The sequence below is a fragment of the Psychrobacter pasteurii genome (genome assembly GCF_900162815.1).
Lineage (GTDB): Bacteria > Pseudomonadota > Gammaproteobacteria > Pseudomonadales > Moraxellaceae > Psychrobacter > Psychrobacter pasteurii.
This window is the reverse complement of sequence record NZ_FUGD01000140.1, coordinates 1-16161: the sequence shown is the minus strand read 5'-3', so window position 1 is coordinate 16161 and position 16161 is coordinate 1. Positions and strand designations below refer to the sequence as shown.

Here is a 16161-nt window from a genome sequence, read left to right as displayed (position 1 = left end):
TATCGTTATGATGCAAAGAATAGTAGTACTCGTAATTAATTGCTTGCAAGGTGGTGGTGCTGAACGCGCTGTTCTAACACTTGGTCGAGGGTTTTATGATCTCGGTTTCGAGGTGCATATCATACGCTTTAAATCCATTGTGGAGTATGAGCTAAGTGATAAGCTCAATTATCATCACGTAGACTATGAACCATATAGGTTAATACCTAATCATAAATTTAGGTACAAAGTATTTGCTAAAAAAATTGATCATTATATTAATAAAAATATTGGTCAGCCGTTTATGATTTTGTCTAATCTGGATAGAGTAGACAGAGTTATGCGGTTTAGTAAATTACCTAATATATTTCATATTATTCATAATAATCTATCTAAAAAAATTGCAACTTTAAACGATGATAAGCTAAAGAGTCTTTCTGACTTGAGAGATGTGTATAGTAAGCATCCTTGTATTTGTGTCAGTCATGGGGTAGAGCAAGACTTGAATAAGTCATTAGGGCTTACAAACACTAAAACTATTTACAATCCAATTGATAGTCATCAAATAAAATTACTAGGTCAACAACAAAACCCTGGAGAGTTAGGTGATTATATATTGCATGTAGGTAGCTTTAAGAAACAGAAGGCACATGATGTTTTGATAAAGGCTTATGCTAAGACAGATATGTCGTTACCACTGGTGTTATTAGGTAAAGGTAAGTTACTTCAACAGATAAAAGATTTAGTCTCATCTCTTGGATTAGATGATAAGGTTAAATTCATAGGATTTCACAATAATCCGTATCCCTACATAAAAAATGCTAAAGTTATGGTGTTATCATCAAAATTTGAAGGGTTTGGACTTGTGATTGCTGAAGCCCTAGTGTTAGATACCCCCGTCATTAGTACAGATTGTCCATCAGGGCCTAATGAATTATTACCTGAAAATAATTTAGTACCTGTAGGAGATGTTGATGCTTTGGCGCAGAAAATTAAGGCTGCGATGACGTCTCCTACAGATTATATAGTACCATTTGATACTAAGTTTTTACCAGTTAATATAGCAGCACAATATATTGATCTCGTTAGTTAAATATAGACAGCATAGTCATATGGATAACTTTAAGAGCGTAAAATTTAGAGTCAAACACAATAAGTTCTAAGGCTATCGCATACTAGATGGTAGAGAAAACTATTATGCCAATAATATTTCTAGATTTAATATAGTAGTTATCAGACCACCATATAGATAGTTATAATTATTGCTCCTACCAATATTGCACCCGCTATTCTATTACGACGACGAATTTTCTGACGTCTTAATTTAGTTTGCCCTCGGCTGGCTTGATACTGCTCGATATATATTTCACCCTCATAATCTTTATCAAAGATTTTGATGTAGCCTGCAGGTAAAGGCTCAACTGAAATCTTATTTTCAAATTTAATCATCGCTTCATCAAGGCTGTCTTGATCAACCTGAGTTTCTTTGCCATCTACTTGCTCAGCGATCCATTGCTTTACTAACGCTTTGGTTGGCTCAGTGTTTCTAAAAAACATGGTGCTAGCTAGGTAGTCGTGCGACATACCTGGCATACCTTTGGTTTTATAAAATGCAACATCTGCAGTTATGTCATTAAAGTAGTCAATCGGTTTTTTAACAATAGCATCTGCATCTAAATACAAGATATCCTTGTTTGGAAACTTGTCTAAACACTCCAGTACAAAATGTGGTTTAAGGCGCGTGTTAGCTTCCCAATAGCCCGCATCCTCAACTTCACTAAAGTAGTAGCTAATATTAAACTCATCTAGAGATGATTTTAAACGCATAGCATGTTCTTGATAGCTTGCAGTATAAAAGCAGCAGACAATGAAGCTTTGATTATCGCTAACATTAGTAATAGAGTAGGTTTGAACTAATTCGCTCATAAAATTCTCGATAAGTTAAAAATAAATTGAATGGTTATTTAATAAACTATTAGATGAATAAAGGGGCAGAGTTTCTCTATTTGGTTTTTTATACCCACCATTGTGATTTTTCATCTTTATGTAAACTTTTTACTAAAGAAAAGGCGGTGTCTAAGGCCTGAATTTTATCAAATACAAATAATAAAATTTTTGCTGCTAACGGGTCTAACTTTTTAAAACCCTCATAACGTTCTCGCATATTTCTAAGCGTATCGTCTGTACCTATACGGAAGTAGGTTAACCCATTATATAAGGTCAAATGCTCGGCATATAGAGCATTTATATTTTCCTCATGGGTGGTCTTTATGTCTTTCAATCCGCACAAGTATGTTTGCGTTTCATATACTTTAAGTGTATTTACTAGTGTAGCCACATTGAGCAAAATCGCAGAGCGTAGAGGACCCGTTGAATGGTCGACAAAAGTATCGCATGCAGATACTATCCAGCGTAAAGATAGACTGTTCAATAAAAAATCAGACTCAGCCTCCCATAACCTTTCAAACTCTTTAAAAGTTTCTTGCAGTTTGTATCCACGGCGTAAAAGAATAATTAATGTGGCATGATAAAAACAGATTTCTGGCTGATTAATAAACTCTGCCTTGACCTTATTAAGATGATCAGATAGATTTTTTAAACGCGGTTTGTGAGCATCTTCTACCAATTCAACTTCGTTTTCTGTTAGGATTTTGGTTTTCATATCTGCATAGGATTTATTAGAGTAACTCGATAGAGCTTCGCTGGCACCCAACTTTTTTTCACTAGCAAACAGTAGAACTGCTTTCCTTTTCCATCCAGATAACTCTTTCATTGAGTCATCACTCCTCTTGTTTATTTCAAAGTTCTATATATTTCTAAATAAACCCTTAGATACAGGCGATTTATTAGTCACTTTAACCCCATGCTGATCATACACTATACCCATTAAGTCAAATGAGGGTACGATACGATCGATGATGGCCTTATCAAGTTTACAAGGGGCAGCATCATCTTTACTTTCATAAAATCTAGGTTGGCTGCTATTAATTAAGTCGATGCCGTATAAGCTTATTTTTTTAGCGCCTAAAGTATAAGCTAATTGTGCAGCGACAAAAGCAACGGTTCCAGCTTCAACAAAGCCATTTTCTATATCTAATGAAACACCAATAGGTTTAGGAGAGTTTGTAGAGTCGATTACAAAGTCTTGATGGTCTTTAAACTTATCCAAAGAAAGTTTTTTCTTAGCTACTTTATTCAGTATAGGCAGAGACTTTAAAAGGCTAAGCTTATCATCAGTTAGTGGTCTATCTACTGGATAGATAAGAGTGATAGAATCCTGATACTTTTGTATAAGATTAGGTAGGGCAGTTGCTATGGTGTCTATAACGGGCTTAGTAATATATAACGGCTGACCGGTATAAAACTGCTCTAGAATTTCAGCATTGTGTTTGATAAACCTTTCATCACTGATAACATAGGCCGCGATATTTGCAAAGTCGTGTTTATCTATTAGTGATAGGCTACCGTTAACAAAAATAGAAGGATTTTCCAGTAAGTCATCCGTAAATGACAATTGGTCAATGGAGGGACCTGATGCAAAAATATTTACTGATTTATTAATATGGTTTGCATTTTTTTTGTTAAAAAAGGGAACAGAATAAGTTTTTCCCTGTACTTTAATTTGATAGTTGCTAATACCTTTGCTATTCATTCAGACCACCATACATTACGCTATTTTAAGGGGAGTTTTTTGCTCTTTTTGCATGTAAGAAAAAGGTTTTAGGTTGACAAAGCTATTTATCTATCTTTCTTTCCTTTTTTTAAGAATAATAATACTTTTAATAACATTAAGTATTAGTGCTAATTCAATGCAGTTGGAATAAAAAGCATGTATTCTTATTGGTCATTACCGAATAAATCACGAGTAAACACCTTGTCTGCAACGTCTTCTAACTCCTCAGACATACGGTTGGCTACGATAACATCGCTGATAGATTTAAATTCTTTTAAATCCTTAACAACTCTTGAATTATAAAACAAATCATCTTGCAATACAGGCTCATAAACCACGACTTCGATACCTTTGGCTTTAATGCGCTTCATGACGCCTTGAATTGACGAGGCTTTAAAGTTATCTGAACCGCTTTTCATGGTGAGGCGATGTACCCCCACAATCTTAGGATTCATTGCAATTATGGTGTCAGCGATAAAGTCTTTTCGGGTACGGTTAGAGTCAACAATGGCTCTAATTAAATTGCTGGGTACTTCATCGTAGTTTGCCAAAAGCTGCTTGGTGTCTTTGGGCAGACAGTAACCACCATATCCAAAAGAGGGGTTGTTATAGTGATCACCAATACGTGGATCTAGGCCGACACCTTCAATAATCTGCCTGGTATTAAGACCATAGGTTTGGGCATAAGTATCAAGCTCATTGAAGTAGGCAACACGCATCGCTAAATAGGTATTGGAAAACAGCTTGATGGCTTCTGCCTCAGTAGATTTGGTATAAAGTACGGGAACATCCTTTTTAACAGCACCTTCCAGAAGAAGTTTTGCAAACTGTTCTGCTTTATCAGACTCATCACCAATAATAATACGTGAGGGGTATAGGTTGTCGTGTAGCGCTTGACCTTCTCTTAGAAACTCAGGTGAGAAGATAATATTGTCGCTGGATAAACGCTGTCTTAAGTCTTTAGTAAAGCCAACAGGTACGGTTGATTTAATAATAATGGTTGCCGTTTGATTAACCTTAAGGATATCTTGAATGACCGTTTCTACACTTTTGGTATTAAAAAAATTGGTCTTAGGATCATAATCCGTTGGCGTTGCTACAATAACGATATCTGCTTTTTGATACGCTTCTTTAGCGTTGAGAGTAGCTGTGAAGTCAAGCGGTTTTTTCGCTAAGAAGTCTTCAATATCTTTGTCATCGATAGGCGATTTTTTAGTATTCAGTAGCTCAACTTTTTCAGGCAGGATATCAACGGCTGTAACGTTATTATGCTGTGCCAATAACATTGCATTTGATAACCCAACATAGCCGGTGCCAACAACAGTAATTTTCATAAAGTATTCCCTATAGTTGTAATTATTGATATCACGTTGTTGTTTAATAAAGAACTTATTCCAGTTTGATAGATAACCTTCTAGTTTACTGCCAGTATTCCTTAAGCCAAGGGCTAGGTTTCACATGGCGATACCATTTACCACCACCACCTTTGATGGCATCAGGTGGATTAATCTCACCATGGAAAATTACAATCTTAGCGCCCTCTGGTAAGCGAGGTGCTTTGACAAAGTTTAATGGGATAGGCGCCATACACTGGTACTTAAAGCTGACACACCACGACTTATCCCAATACTCTAGGTGATGATGTTCACGCAAGTAGTTGGATAAGTAAGCCTGCTCATGGCGTACTTCATTACGTATGGTAGAGAAGTTAGTTTCAAAGTTGCTTAATAAATTAGGATAGGTGTTCTGACCCACTTTAAAGCGATACACAGAACTGTTACCAATCATACGCCACGGCTTTTTCCAGTCACGGATAATTACCACGCTGTCTTCATGCTCAGCTTCGTATTCGAAGAAAGCATCGATATTATCAACAATCACAATATCAATATCTAAAAATAAAGCCGTGCCTTTAAAGTCATACAGTTCAGGCTTGAAGGTTGTCAGTTTTTTCCAGCCGCGCTCAGGCAAACCTGAAGGTAAGTTCAATTCAGGAATAGGGTAGCAGCGTACATTAGGATCGATGCCGGTCTCATCATCAGTTAAGCAAACCATTTCAAAGTCTAAGGTTAGGTTACGCTTAACCATGTTATACAAGCGGTTGACGTATTCAGGGCCATATTTAGTACCCCATTTCATGCAAATGATATAACGGTTTTGATTATTATTAGACACTTTTACATCCTAGTTTGTCTTTAAGTTTATTGAGTTTCTTCAGGTACCGATTGAGTGCTACCAATATGGTTGTCCTTAAGATACTTTACTAACTGTTCATTAGTGGCCTTATAGGGGTTGCCCAAGTTGGGTAGATGCTTAAATCTTCGATAGCTCCACATATAATTACTGGGACAGACACGAATCATCTGTTCCATAGCATCATTTAAAGCTTTGGTAGCCACATTCATATCACGGGCATACAGATCAGGGTCATCAAGCTTAGTGCAGTAGATATCAAAACCATTATTATCATTGCGTAGACAGCTAAGTCCCACAAGAGCACATTTTGTTTTACTGGCAAGTTTAGGAGCTAGAGTGCTACTTAAGGTTTCGATACCAAAGAAAGGAACGATGACCCCGCCAGAAGGCTGAGGCACGTGATCGGGTAGAATAATACTAAAGCCCCCAGATTTTAGGGTCTTAAAAATAGCTTTAACCCCCGAAGCATCTGTGGGTACTAAGGTGGCATTAAGACGTTGACGGCCTTCTAGAATAAACTCATCCATAGTTTCATTCTTAGTAGGCTTATATAAGATGGTGGGTGACCCAAACTGATTGATCCAAGCATTCATCATCTCCCAAGTCCCTAAATGCGGAACAATGGCCAGCATGCCATTGGGATTGGCTAAAGCTTCATCAAAAACTTCTTTATTATAGACATTATCAATTTGAGCAATGCTCCATTCAGGTGGCATAGCCCAGCATTTAATAGATTCGACAGCGATTAAAGCTTGGTTTTTAATAACCGCTTTGGTGAAACAGTCGCATTCTTCTTCAGAGAACTCGGCGAATGCTAACCGTAAATTGATGCGGATTGTACGCTTGATTTTTAAATCAGGAATTAAAATGGCAATCCAAGCGACAAAAAGTGCCACTGCCCGCATGACGGACAATGGCACATATCTAAAAACATTCAATGGATTCATATCAGTTCACTCATCCGTAAGGCGAGGCTGAATCATGAGGAGCCAGCTATCGCCTTACTAACAAAATTTACTGATATCTAGCATCAGCAAATAGTTTAAAAGAGTATAAAATACTTATTACTCTTTAGGTTCAGCTTGAGCTTTTTCACGAACACGGATACCTAATTCGCGAAGCTGACGGCTATCTACTTCAGCAGGAGCCTGTGTTAATGGACAGTCAGCTGTTTTGGTTTTCGGGAAGGCAATCACGTCACGGATAGAGCTTGCGCCAACCATTAACATGATTAGACGGTCTAGACCGAATGCCAAGCCACCGTGAGGAGGCGCACCGAATTTTAAAGCGTCTAGTAAGAAGCTGAATTTCTCATTGGCTTCTTCTTCAGAAATACCAAGAGCATCAAATACCGCGCGCTGCATTTCTACTGTGTTGATACGTAAGCTACCGCCACCAATTTCAGTGCCGTTTAATACCATATCGTAAGCGACAGATAGGGCAGTTTCTGGGCTGTTTTTCAGCTCTTCTACTGAACCTTTTGGCATAGTGAATGGGTGGTGCATAGAGGTCCACTTACCGTCATCAGTTTCTTCGAACATTGGGAAGTCAACAACCCATAGCGGTGCCCACTCACAAGTTTCCATGTTCATGTCTAGACCAATCTTGACACGTAGTGCACCCATAGCATCATTAACAATCTTCGCTTTATCAGCGCCGAAGAAGATGATGTCGCCGTCTTGAGCTTCTGTACGCTCAATTAGGCTAACTAATACATCATCACTCATGTTTTTGATGATTGGTGATTGTAGGCCAGACTCTTTATCTACACCGTTGTTGATGTTAGTGACATCATTTACTTTAATGTAAGCTAGACCACGAGCACCGTAGATGCCTACGTATTTGGTGTACTCATCGATTTGCTTACGAGTTAGTGAACCACCGTTTGGCACACGTAACGCCGCCACACGACCTTTAGGGTCATTTGCAGGGCCAGCAAATACTTTGAACTCAACGCCTTGCATTAAGTCAGCTACGTCAACTAATTTTAATGGAATGCGTAAGTCTGGCTTGTCTGAAGCGTAATCACGCATAGCATCTGCGTAAGTCATGCGTGGGAATTCGCCTAGGTCTACATCAAGCATAGTCTTGAATAGGTTTTGAATCAAACCTTCGTTGATGCTCATGATTTCTTCTTCTGTTAAGAAAGAAGTTTCGATGTCTACCTGAGTGAATTCTGGCTGACGGTCAGCACGTAAGTCTTCGTCACGGAAACACTTAGCGATTTGATAATAACGATCAAAGCCTGACACCATTAGCAACTGTTTGAACAGCTGTGGCGACTGTGGTAAAGCAAAGAAGTTGCCTGGACGCGTACGTGATGGCACAAGATAGTCACGCGCACCTTCAGGAGTCGCACGAGTTAAGATAGGCGTTTCAACGTCTAAGAAGCCATGATCATCTAAGTAACGACGAATAGTAGAGGTCGCTTTCGCACGGAAAACCATACGCTCCTGCATTTGCGGACGACGCATGTCTAAATAACGGTACTTAAGACGTAAATCTTCGTTTACCGTAGTGTTTTCGTCATTCAGAGGGAATGGAGGGGTTTCTGATTTGGCCAATACTTCAATTTCTTTGGCCAATAGCTCTACCTGACCACTGGTCATGTTTTGGTTTTCAGTACCTTCATAACGCTTACGTACACGTCCAGTAATTTGTAATACATACTCAGGACGAGCCGCATCAGCAGTTGCAAAAGCCTCTGGTGTATCTGGGTCAATTACAACCTGCAGGATACCTTCACGGTCACGCATATCTAAGAAGATAACACCACCGTGGTCACGGCGACGGTGAATCCATCCTTTTACAGTGATGGTTTGCTCTAGCAACGCTTCGGTTACTGCCCCACAATACTCGGTACGCTTCATAAACTGTCCACTACCTATCAGTTATCAAAAAGAATAATTATAAAATTAAGAAGGTTATCTCAATTAGAATTTTTATCAAACGCACATTATGCCTAATATTGGCGTTTGTTACAACCGAGCACCCTTGAAATGTGCAAATGCAAACGCATATTAATAACAATATTATAAAAACATAATGTCGATATATGGTTATTATATCAGTCTTGTTTTTTGAGTTGTTTTATCTATTGTAGTCTTATCTGATAAGGAAAGTTTATGTTGTTTCATCCTGCCAAGAATCCTGTTGAATTAAAAGTTATTCATCTAAATAAAAGCCAAGAGCAACGTCGCAAAAGTTTAATTGAAGCGACAGAAGATAAAAATGCAGTAAAACAATTTCAAAAAGCACTGGCCAAAAAAGCCAAACAAAAACTAAAAGACAAAGGTAAATCTAAGAAAAAAGAGAAAAGAATCTTTGTTTTAGATTTCGATGGCGATATCAAAGCATCTGCAGTAAAGCATTTACGTGAAGAGATCAGCACAATTATTAGTACCGCCAATAAAGACGATGAAGTTGTGGTTCGCTTAGAGTCAGGCGGCGGCATGGTACATGGGTATGGATTGGCAGCAGCGCAGTTGGTACGTCTTAAAGAGGCAGGACTAACGCTTACCATCTGTGTGGACAAGATTGCAGCCAGTGGCGGTTATATGATGGCCTGTGTGGCAGATAAAATATTAGCTGCGCCCTTTGCTGTAGTAGGGTCTATTGGGGTGGTGTCACAAATGCCAAACTTCAATAAATGGCTAAAAAAACATGACATCGATTATGAAATGTTCACTGCAGGTGAGTATAAGCGTACGGTCACTATGTTTGGTGAAAATGATGATGAAGACCGTGCCAAATATACTGAGGAGCTAGAGCAGACTCACGAGTTATTTAAGCATTTTGTAACCACTTATCGCCCTGAGCTTGACTTGGCGAAGGTTGCCAATGGTGATCATTGGTACGGTGAAGATGCACTAAAATTAAACTTGGTGGATGAGCTGAGCACCTCTGATGCGTATTTATTACAGCAAATGGAGAAGTATCAAGCCTACGCATTACTGTCACGTCAAAAGCCTACTTTTGCTGAAAAATTAGGCTTGGCCAATGCAGCTCATTCAGCCGTATCAGGGGTGGTGAGCATTGCGACTAAGTCTGCTTTAACTGCTCTGGGCGACAAGCTGCCAGAGGTTATGAGCAAAATTGAGCAAGACAAGCGTTTAAAGTTCTAAGTGGAAAAAGAAAGAAGCCTGAGCTAATGTTTTAATTTAAAAAAGCGACCTTAAGGTCGCTTTTTGTTATGGATTTATAGATCAATAACCTTAATGATAAAGGCGTTGTATTGATAACCAAAGATCAATAATCAAAAATTAATAACCAATAACCAAGGATAGGTCTCTAATGGATAAAGCTTTAAATATTAATAAAAAATCAGCCTTAAAGGTAGGTGTGCTAGGAATGTTGGCTGCCTCTGCAGTACTCACTACAGGCTGTGTCTGGAAACCTGATTTGGCGGTATCGAAGCTTAAGCATTGGGAATTGCCGACCAGCTCTTATGTTGACGTTGAGGGTCTAAAGGTTCATGTGGTCCATTCTAAGAAGAATAATAAGACGGCTAGCCAATCAAATACAGCTAATCACTCCAATAATTGTGAGGCGCAAAGTGGTGCTGAAACCTTGCTGCTTATCCACGGCACTTCAGCCAGCTTACATACTTGGGAGGGTTGGACCCGTGAGTTAGAAGACGACTATTGTGTGGTGCGATTGGACTTGCCCGCCTTTGGGTTGACAGGTCCTTATGCCAATGAGGATAAAATCTATAGTCTAGATAATTATGTCGATACCGTGATTGCGGTAATGGATAAGCTTAATATTGAGCAGGCAACCCTTGCCGGTAATTCGCTCGGTGGGGGAATTGCTTGGCTGACAGCCTTAAAGCATCCTGAGCGTGTTAATCGCTTGATATTGGCAGATGCTTCTGGCTTTAAATTTACTCCCAAACGTATGCCTATTGGCTTTAAACTGGCGCAGTATCCGCTCTTAGATGGTCTTACTGAGCATATACTGCCCAAAAGCATGGTGCGTAGTAGTGTCGAGAGTGTCTATGCTGATAAATCAAAAGTCAGTGATGAGCTGGTAAATCGCTATTATGAGTTAACCCGTCGTGAGGGCAATCGTAAGGCATTAACCAGACGGATGCGTGAGGGCTTGTATCAAGATGAGGTCGACAGGTTAGGGGAGATTAAACAGCCTACGCTGATTATCTGGGGCAAGCATGATGAGTTAATTCCGATCGAAAGCGCTTATGAGTTTAAAGAAGCCATACCCAATAGCCAACTGGTGGTATTTGATGATTTAGGTCATGTGCCGCAAGAGGAAGATCCCAAAGCAACCGCTGCTGTGGTGAAGCAATTTTTAGAGGATAACAAGCTTTAATATTAGAAATTGAAGTTAGCAATTGGGTTGTATTATGTTTCTAAAACTTGATAACTGTCTGTAAAACCTCATAAACTGCTGAAGTAGGGTCACATATTCCGCTATAATAAATAGCCTAAGCCAAAATTTGTGACCCTTATTATTTATTTCTTATCAACTTCTTATCCAAATCCTGATGAATAGGGTTTTATCTTTAATTACTGCTGTAAACCTAATAAATACGGTTACGGCAGCTAGAAATCTCTTAACTATAATATCGCTAATAAAGCCAAAAAATATATGACAAAAGACAGTAATGCCCCTCATACAGCATTTGAAATTGCTGTCACTGCTACCAACGATTTATCAGCGGCGAAAAAAATTGATGAGTTGCCAGTATTGGCCAAAGACCGTCACTTCTTAAGCCGTCTGCAACGTGAGCTGACCCGTCCGTCCAAAAAAGCCAATCCCAAAACTTTGGCGGAGAAGCAAGCTACCTTTGAGAAAGTTAAGGCACGCTCGCAGCAAGTGGTGCAAGAGCGTATCGAGAGCATTCCGGCCAATTTACCGGAAACTTTAAATGCTGAGTTACCGGTCAGTAAGCGTAGTGAAGATATCATTCAAGCGATTCATGACCATCAAGTGATCATCGTGGCGGGTGAGACCGGTTCGGGTAAGACCACGCAGTTGCCGAAGCTTGCGATGCTGGCAGGTCGAGGGGTTACCGGTCAGATTGGCCATACTCAGCCCAGACGACTGGCAGCTCGCAGTGTGGCCAACCGTATTGCTGAAGAGCTGGGCGAGCCACTTGGGGAGACGGTCAGCTTCAAGATTCGCTTTAATGAGCAGGGTACGGCCAAATCTGTGGTTAAGCTAATGACCGATGGTATCTTGCTGGCAGAGCTAGGGCATGACCGGTTTTTAAGTAAATACGACACCATCATTATCGATGAGGCGCATGAGCGAAGTCTGAATATTGACTTTATCATGGGGTATTTAAAACAGCTGTTGCCAAAGCGCCCAGATTTAAAGGTGATTATCACCTCTGCAACCTTAGATACCGGCCGATTTAGTGAATATTTCGCCCAGTACGATAAAGCCAAAAAGCAGGTGGTGCCTGCCCCTGTTATTAATGTAGAAGGACGAGGCTATCCTGTTGAAGTGCGTTATCGTCCTCTTACAGACACGCCAGTGGGCAGCTCAGATGATGACAGCTTTGATGACTTTGAAGAAAATCTGCCACGTGCTTTAGTCGCTGCGGTAGAGGAGTGTTTTGAAGATGCAGTAGCCAAAGGTCATCCTGAGCATGCTGATATCTTGATTTTTGCTGCCACTGAAGCAGAAATCCGTGAGATGCAAGAAGTGCTGGTAAGACATGGCCCGCTTCATACCGAAGTGTTGCCTTTGTTTGCGCGTCAGACTTATGCCGAGCAGCAGCGGATTTTCCAGCCCTCAGGCCGAGGTAGACGCATCGTTATCGCTACCAACGTGGCAGAGACGGCACTAACTGTTCCGGGTATTCGTTATGTGATTGACTTGGGCTTTGCGCGTATTTCTCGTTATTCGTATCGTTCGCGTGTGCAGCGTTTACCGATTGAAGCTATCTCGCAAGCAGCGGCCAACCAACGTAAAGGGCGTTGTGGTCGTGTGGCACCGGGCGTATGTATTCGTCTGTATTCACAGGAGGACTTTGAAAGTCGTCCAGAATACACTGAGCCTGAAATTCTGCGTACCAACTTGGCGTCAGTTATCCTGCAAATGGCGAGTCTGCGTTTGGGTACGGTTGAGAATTTTGATTTTATTGAGCCACCTGATAGCCGCTTAGTAAAAGATGGCCGCAAGCTACTTGATGAACTTGGCGCTCTTGCACCCAAAAATCCGGATAGTAAAAAGCCACTTTCCAAGCAAACCTTAAACGAAGTTAAGCTAACCCGTATTGGTCAAAAAATGGCGCGTATGCCGATTGATCCAAGGCTGGCACGTATGCTTGTCGCTGGTAGTGACTTTGATTGTATGCTTGAGATGCTCATTATCGTGGCAGCGCTTGCCGTTCAAGATCCACGTGAGCGTCCGGCTGAAAAGCGGGCTCAGGCAGATCAAAAACACGCCATTTTCCGTCAAGAAGATTCTGACTTCCTGTTCTACTTAAGTTTATGGAATGCGCTTTATGGCGGCGGTAGTAATAAGCTGAGCAACAGTCAACGTAAGTCATTTGCCAAAAAGCATTATCTAAGCTTCCCGCGTCTGCGTGAGTGGGAGAAGACTTACCGTCAGCTTGAGCAGATGGTCACTGACTTAAAGCTTTTGTCCGATTCAGGAACGGAGAGTAAAGATAAGCCCAAAGCCAAAGATAGCAAGGGTAAGGGCAAACGTAATGCCAATCAGCCGATTAAAGTGGCCAAGACTGTGGCCAGTGATTTAATCGTTGATAAAGCTGATGATAATGAGGTCGATGAAGAGCAGCGTGCAGTGAAATATGCCAATTTGCATCGTGCTTTATTGACAGGTCTGCTGTCCGTGATTGCCCATAAAACCGATCAGCGCGGTGAGTATCTGGCAGCCCGTCAGCAAAAAGCCAAAATTTTCCCGGCCAGTACAGTATTTAAGCAAGCACCAGCTTGGGTGATGGCGTTTGAGATAGTCGAGACCTCGCAAGTATTTATGCGCACTGTGGCAAAAATTGAGCCCGAGTGGATTATCTCTGCCGGTGGTAATTTGCTTAAATATCATTACTTTGAGCCGCATTGGTCGAAGAAGACGGGCCGTGTGCGTGCTTATGCTCAAATTAGTTTGTTTGGTCTGATTGTGGTCGCCAAGCAGCTAACCAACTACGAGCAGATTAATCTAGAAGAGTCGCGCGAAATCTTTATCCGAGATGGTCTGGTTACCGGTAATCTAGGCCGTCAAGCACCATTTCTACAACACAACATGGATAAGATTGCCGATGTTGAGCGCATAGAAGACAAGCTACGTCGTCGTGATTTGCTGGTTGATGAAGAAGATTTATATCAATTCTATGAGCGCAAAATTCCTGAACATATTGCCAGTCGTAAAGCTTTTGAGGATTGGCGTGCTGAGGTTGAAAAAGAAGACCCTAAATTCTTGTTCTTCACTGATGACGATGTCCTCAAAGAAACGGCGCCGACCACTGGCGAATTCCCAGAAGTTTGGCAGTTGGGCGACTTAAAGCTACCGCTGAAATATGTGTTTGATCCTGCGTCTGAAGATGATGGGGTGACCATTCGAGTGCCACTTGCTGCCTTACCTCAGCTAGATGCCATTGAGCTGCTATGGGGTGTGCCAGGTTGGCGTTATGAACTAGTACTGCAGCTGCTGAAATCTTTACCCAAAGAGATTCGCCGCAAAATTGTACCCATTCCTAATACAGCGGATGACCTGTTTGATGAGCTAGAGAAAAACCATCAGCAAGGTCTATTAAACCAGCTGTGTCAGGCCTTGCAGCGCCGAGGTGTGGTAGGGGTTAAGCCAGAAGACTTTAATCCAGCTTCTATTGACCGTTATTTGCAGCCACAAATCTGTGTGGTCGATGACAAAAAGCGCGTTATTGAAAAAGGACGCGACTTAAAAGCCTTGCAGCAGCGCCATGCAAGTGAGACCAGTCAAGCGCTAACCCAAGGTAAAGACTCGCAAGGGGTACATACCAGCTTCCCAGAACACTTTAGATTTAGCAAGAACCGTCATAGTGCCGGTATTGTGATGAAAGAGTTTTCTGCGCTAGTGGCCGATGAGGCAGGCGAGGCAGTGACCATTCATCAGTTCACTGATGTGACAGCCGCTCTAAAAGCCCATCGTAAAGGGGTGTTGACTCTTATTCGATCGAAGCTGGGTGCTAAGCAAAAGCAATTAACCAGTCAGATTGATAAGACCTTTAAGCTGGCTTTTGCTCCCTTAGGCGATATGGAGAAGTTAAAAACCATTGTGGTCGATGCTACGCTAGATGCAGCTTTGGAGTCTCATGCGCCAAACTTTAAGGATCATGATGAAGAGCTGCCAGATAATGCCGATAAAGTTGCTGAAAAGCTGGCGGATCAATTACCGCTTGATGATACTGAGTTTGAAAAAACGGCCGAAAAGGTTCTGGCCAATTTCTTATTAGAGGGTCAAACGGTACTTAAACTGCTAAAAGAGGTGTATACCCGTTGGCAGCGTATTCGTCGTAGTCTATTAATGCTAGATCGTGAAGTGTTTGGTGAGTCGATTGATGATATTGAAGATCAGCTCGATGACTTGCATCTATCAGACTTTGTGTATCGTATGGCGTATGAGGATTGGCAGCAATACCCACGCTATTTAGAAGCGCTAGAGATACGTATTGAGCGCCTTGAGCACAACCTTGATGGTGATTTAGATGCGGTGTATGAGCTTGATGTGCACATGGAGCGTCTGGCTGGACGAGCTGATGATGAAACCATTAGTGAGTACCGCTGGCTGGTTGAAGAGTTCCGGATTCAGCTGTTTGCTCAGCCGATGAAGACTCGCCAAGCTGTATCACAAAAGCGTCTTAATAAAATGTGGGAGCGGGTCAATGCTCGGCGTTAGGTTTTAGCTTACTTATTTAGCGGTTCAAAATTGAGGGTTAACGGTTCAAGATAGAGGGCTTAAAAAATTTAAGCCCTCTATTTTTTATGTACGGCTTTTTTGTTGGCTTTGATGACGACAATAGATAATCTCCCTGTGATTAAGCATTATACCAATTCCACAAAATAAGGCACAATACAACCAACTCAACAACATAATAGAATCATATGCCGAAAAAGACCCCTAGAAACCATAAACTCACAGACCACGATTTTCTGCAATTATCTAAAACAGAAGGCAATGCCAGAGCGAGAATCAGACTGCTCATGCTGCATCAACTGAGTCAAGGTCATCCTATAGCGACCGTCGCAGAGAACTTTGGCTATAACCCTAGAAGCGTCTATACCATAAGAAGGAAATACTGGTTGCATGGTATCACTAGTGTCTATGACGCAGCTGGCAGAGGC

General features: G+C 41.2%; 12 protein-coding genes. 5 read left to right on the top strand and 7 right to left on the bottom strand.

Annotated elements, in window-relative coordinates; genetic code table 11:
• Nucleotides 1-7: 7 nt before the first annotated feature.
• On the top strand, nt 8-1072 hold the full coding sequence (locus tag A1232T_RS12265; RefSeq protein WP_077449678.1) for a glycosyltransferase: 1065 nt from the start codon (nt 8-10) through the stop codon (nt 1070-1072).
• 140 nt (nt 1073-1212) lie between these two features.
• Here A1232T_RS12265 and A1232T_RS12260 read toward each other — a convergent pair whose 3' ends face one another.
• The 7 genes from A1232T_RS12260 to aspS all read right to left on the bottom strand — a co-directional run bounded on the left by A1232T_RS12260 (nt 1213) and on the right by aspS (nt 8718).
• Nucleotides 1213-1905, bottom strand: coding sequence for a putative nucleotide-diphospho-sugar transferase (locus tag A1232T_RS12260; protein WP_077449677.1), 693 nt, complete (start codon nt 1903-1905; stop codon nt 1213-1215).
• Between the two features lie 88 nt (nt 1906-1993).
• On the bottom strand, nt 1994-2752 hold the full coding sequence (locus tag A1232T_RS12255) for a hypothetical protein (protein WP_077449676.1): 759 nt from the start codon (nt 2750-2752) through the stop codon (nt 1994-1996).
• 33 nt (nt 2753-2785) lie between these two features.
• The gene (locus A1232T_RS12250; protein ID WP_077449675.1) at nt 2786-3631 is read right to left on the bottom strand and encodes a hypothetical protein; all 846 of its coding nucleotides are present in this window, start codon (nt 3629-3631) and stop codon (nt 2786-2788) included.
• A gap of 185 nt (nt 3632-3816) precedes the next feature.
• Nucleotides 3817-4986, bottom strand: a complete 1170-nt coding sequence (locus A1232T_RS12245; RefSeq protein ID WP_077449674.1) for a nucleotide sugar dehydrogenase — start codon at nt 4984-4986, stop codon at nt 3817-3819.
• A gap of 85 nt (nt 4987-5071) precedes the next feature.
• Nucleotides 5072-5791: a glycosyltransferase gene (locus A1232T_RS12240; protein WP_167367080.1), complete on the bottom strand. Its 720-nt coding sequence runs from the start codon at nt 5789-5791 to the stop codon at nt 5072-5074.
• Between the two features lie 62 nt (nt 5792-5853).
• Nucleotides 5854-6795: a lysophospholipid acyltransferase family protein gene (locus tag A1232T_RS12235; protein ID WP_077449672.1), complete on the bottom strand. Its 942-nt coding sequence runs from the start codon at nt 6793-6795 to the stop codon at nt 5854-5856.
• A 117-nt stretch (nt 6796-6912) separates the two neighbouring features.
• The gene (gene aspS, locus A1232T_RS12230) at nt 6913-8718 is read right to left on the bottom strand and encodes an aspartate--tRNA ligase (RefSeq protein WP_077449671.1); all 1806 of its coding nucleotides are present in this window, start codon (nt 8716-8718) and stop codon (nt 6913-6915) included.
• Between the two features lie 255 nt (nt 8719-8973).
• Here aspS and sohB point away from each other — a divergent pair, with 255 nt between their 5' ends.
• The 4 genes from sohB to A1232T_RS12210 all read left to right on the top strand — a co-directional run.
• Complete coding sequence (gene sohB, locus A1232T_RS12225; RefSeq protein ID WP_077449670.1) at nt 8974-9972, top strand: protease SohB; 999 nt, start codon at nt 8974-8976, stop codon at nt 9970-9972.
• A 169-nt stretch (nt 9973-10141) separates the two neighbouring features.
• Entirely contained in the window at nt 10142-11176 is a 1035-nt protein-coding gene (locus tag A1232T_RS12220; RefSeq protein ID WP_077449669.1) for an alpha/beta fold hydrolase, read from the top strand.
• A gap of 279 nt (nt 11177-11455) precedes the next feature.
• The gene (hrpA, locus tag A1232T_RS12215) at nt 11456-15715 is read left to right on the top strand and encodes an ATP-dependent RNA helicase HrpA (RefSeq protein WP_244152468.1); all 4260 of its coding nucleotides are present in this window, start codon (nt 11456-11458) and stop codon (nt 15713-15715) included.
• 206 nt (nt 15716-15921) lie between these two features.
• Nucleotides 15922-16161: helix-turn-helix domain-containing protein (locus A1232T_RS12210; RefSeq protein WP_143513938.1), on the top strand; the 240-nt coding region annotated here is incomplete at its 3' end.

Coding starts and splice junctions, on each gene's coding strand:
- A1232T_RS12265 (WP_077449678.1), top strand. CDS start 8: ATGATGCAAAGAATAGTAGTACTCGTAATTAATTGCTTGCAAGGTGGT.
- A1232T_RS12260 (WP_077449677.1), bottom strand. CDS start 1,905: ATGAGCGAATTAGTTCAAACCTACTCTATTACTAATGTTAGCGATAAT.
- A1232T_RS12255 (WP_077449676.1), bottom strand. CDS start 2,752: ATGAAAGAGTTATCTGGATGGAAAAGGAAAGCAGTTCTACTGTTTGCT.
- A1232T_RS12250 (WP_077449675.1), bottom strand. CDS start 3,631: ATGAATAGCAAAGGTATTAGCAACTATCAAATTAAAGTACAGGGAAAA.
- A1232T_RS12245 (WP_077449674.1), bottom strand. CDS start 4,986: ATGAAAATTACTGTTGTTGGCACCGGCTATGTTGGGTTATCAAATGCA.
- A1232T_RS12240 (WP_167367080.1), bottom strand. CDS start 5,791: ATGAAATGGGGTACTAAATATGGCCCTGAATACGTCAACCGCTTGTAT.
- A1232T_RS12235 (WP_077449672.1), bottom strand. CDS start 6,795: ATGAATCCATTGAATGTTTTTAGATATGTGCCATTGTCCGTCATGCGG.
- aspS (WP_077449671.1), bottom strand. CDS start 8,718: ATGAAGCGTACCGAGTATTGTGGGGCAGTAACCGAAGCGTTGCTAGAG.
- sohB (WP_077449670.1), top strand. CDS start 8,974: ATGTTGTTTCATCCTGCCAAGAATCCTGTTGAATTAAAAGTTATTCAT.
- A1232T_RS12220 (WP_077449669.1), top strand. CDS start 10,142: ATGGATAAAGCTTTAAATATTAATAAAAAATCAGCCTTAAAGGTAGGT.
- hrpA (WP_244152468.1), top strand. CDS start 11,456: ATGACAAAAGACAGTAATGCCCCTCATACAGCATTTGAAATTGCTGTC.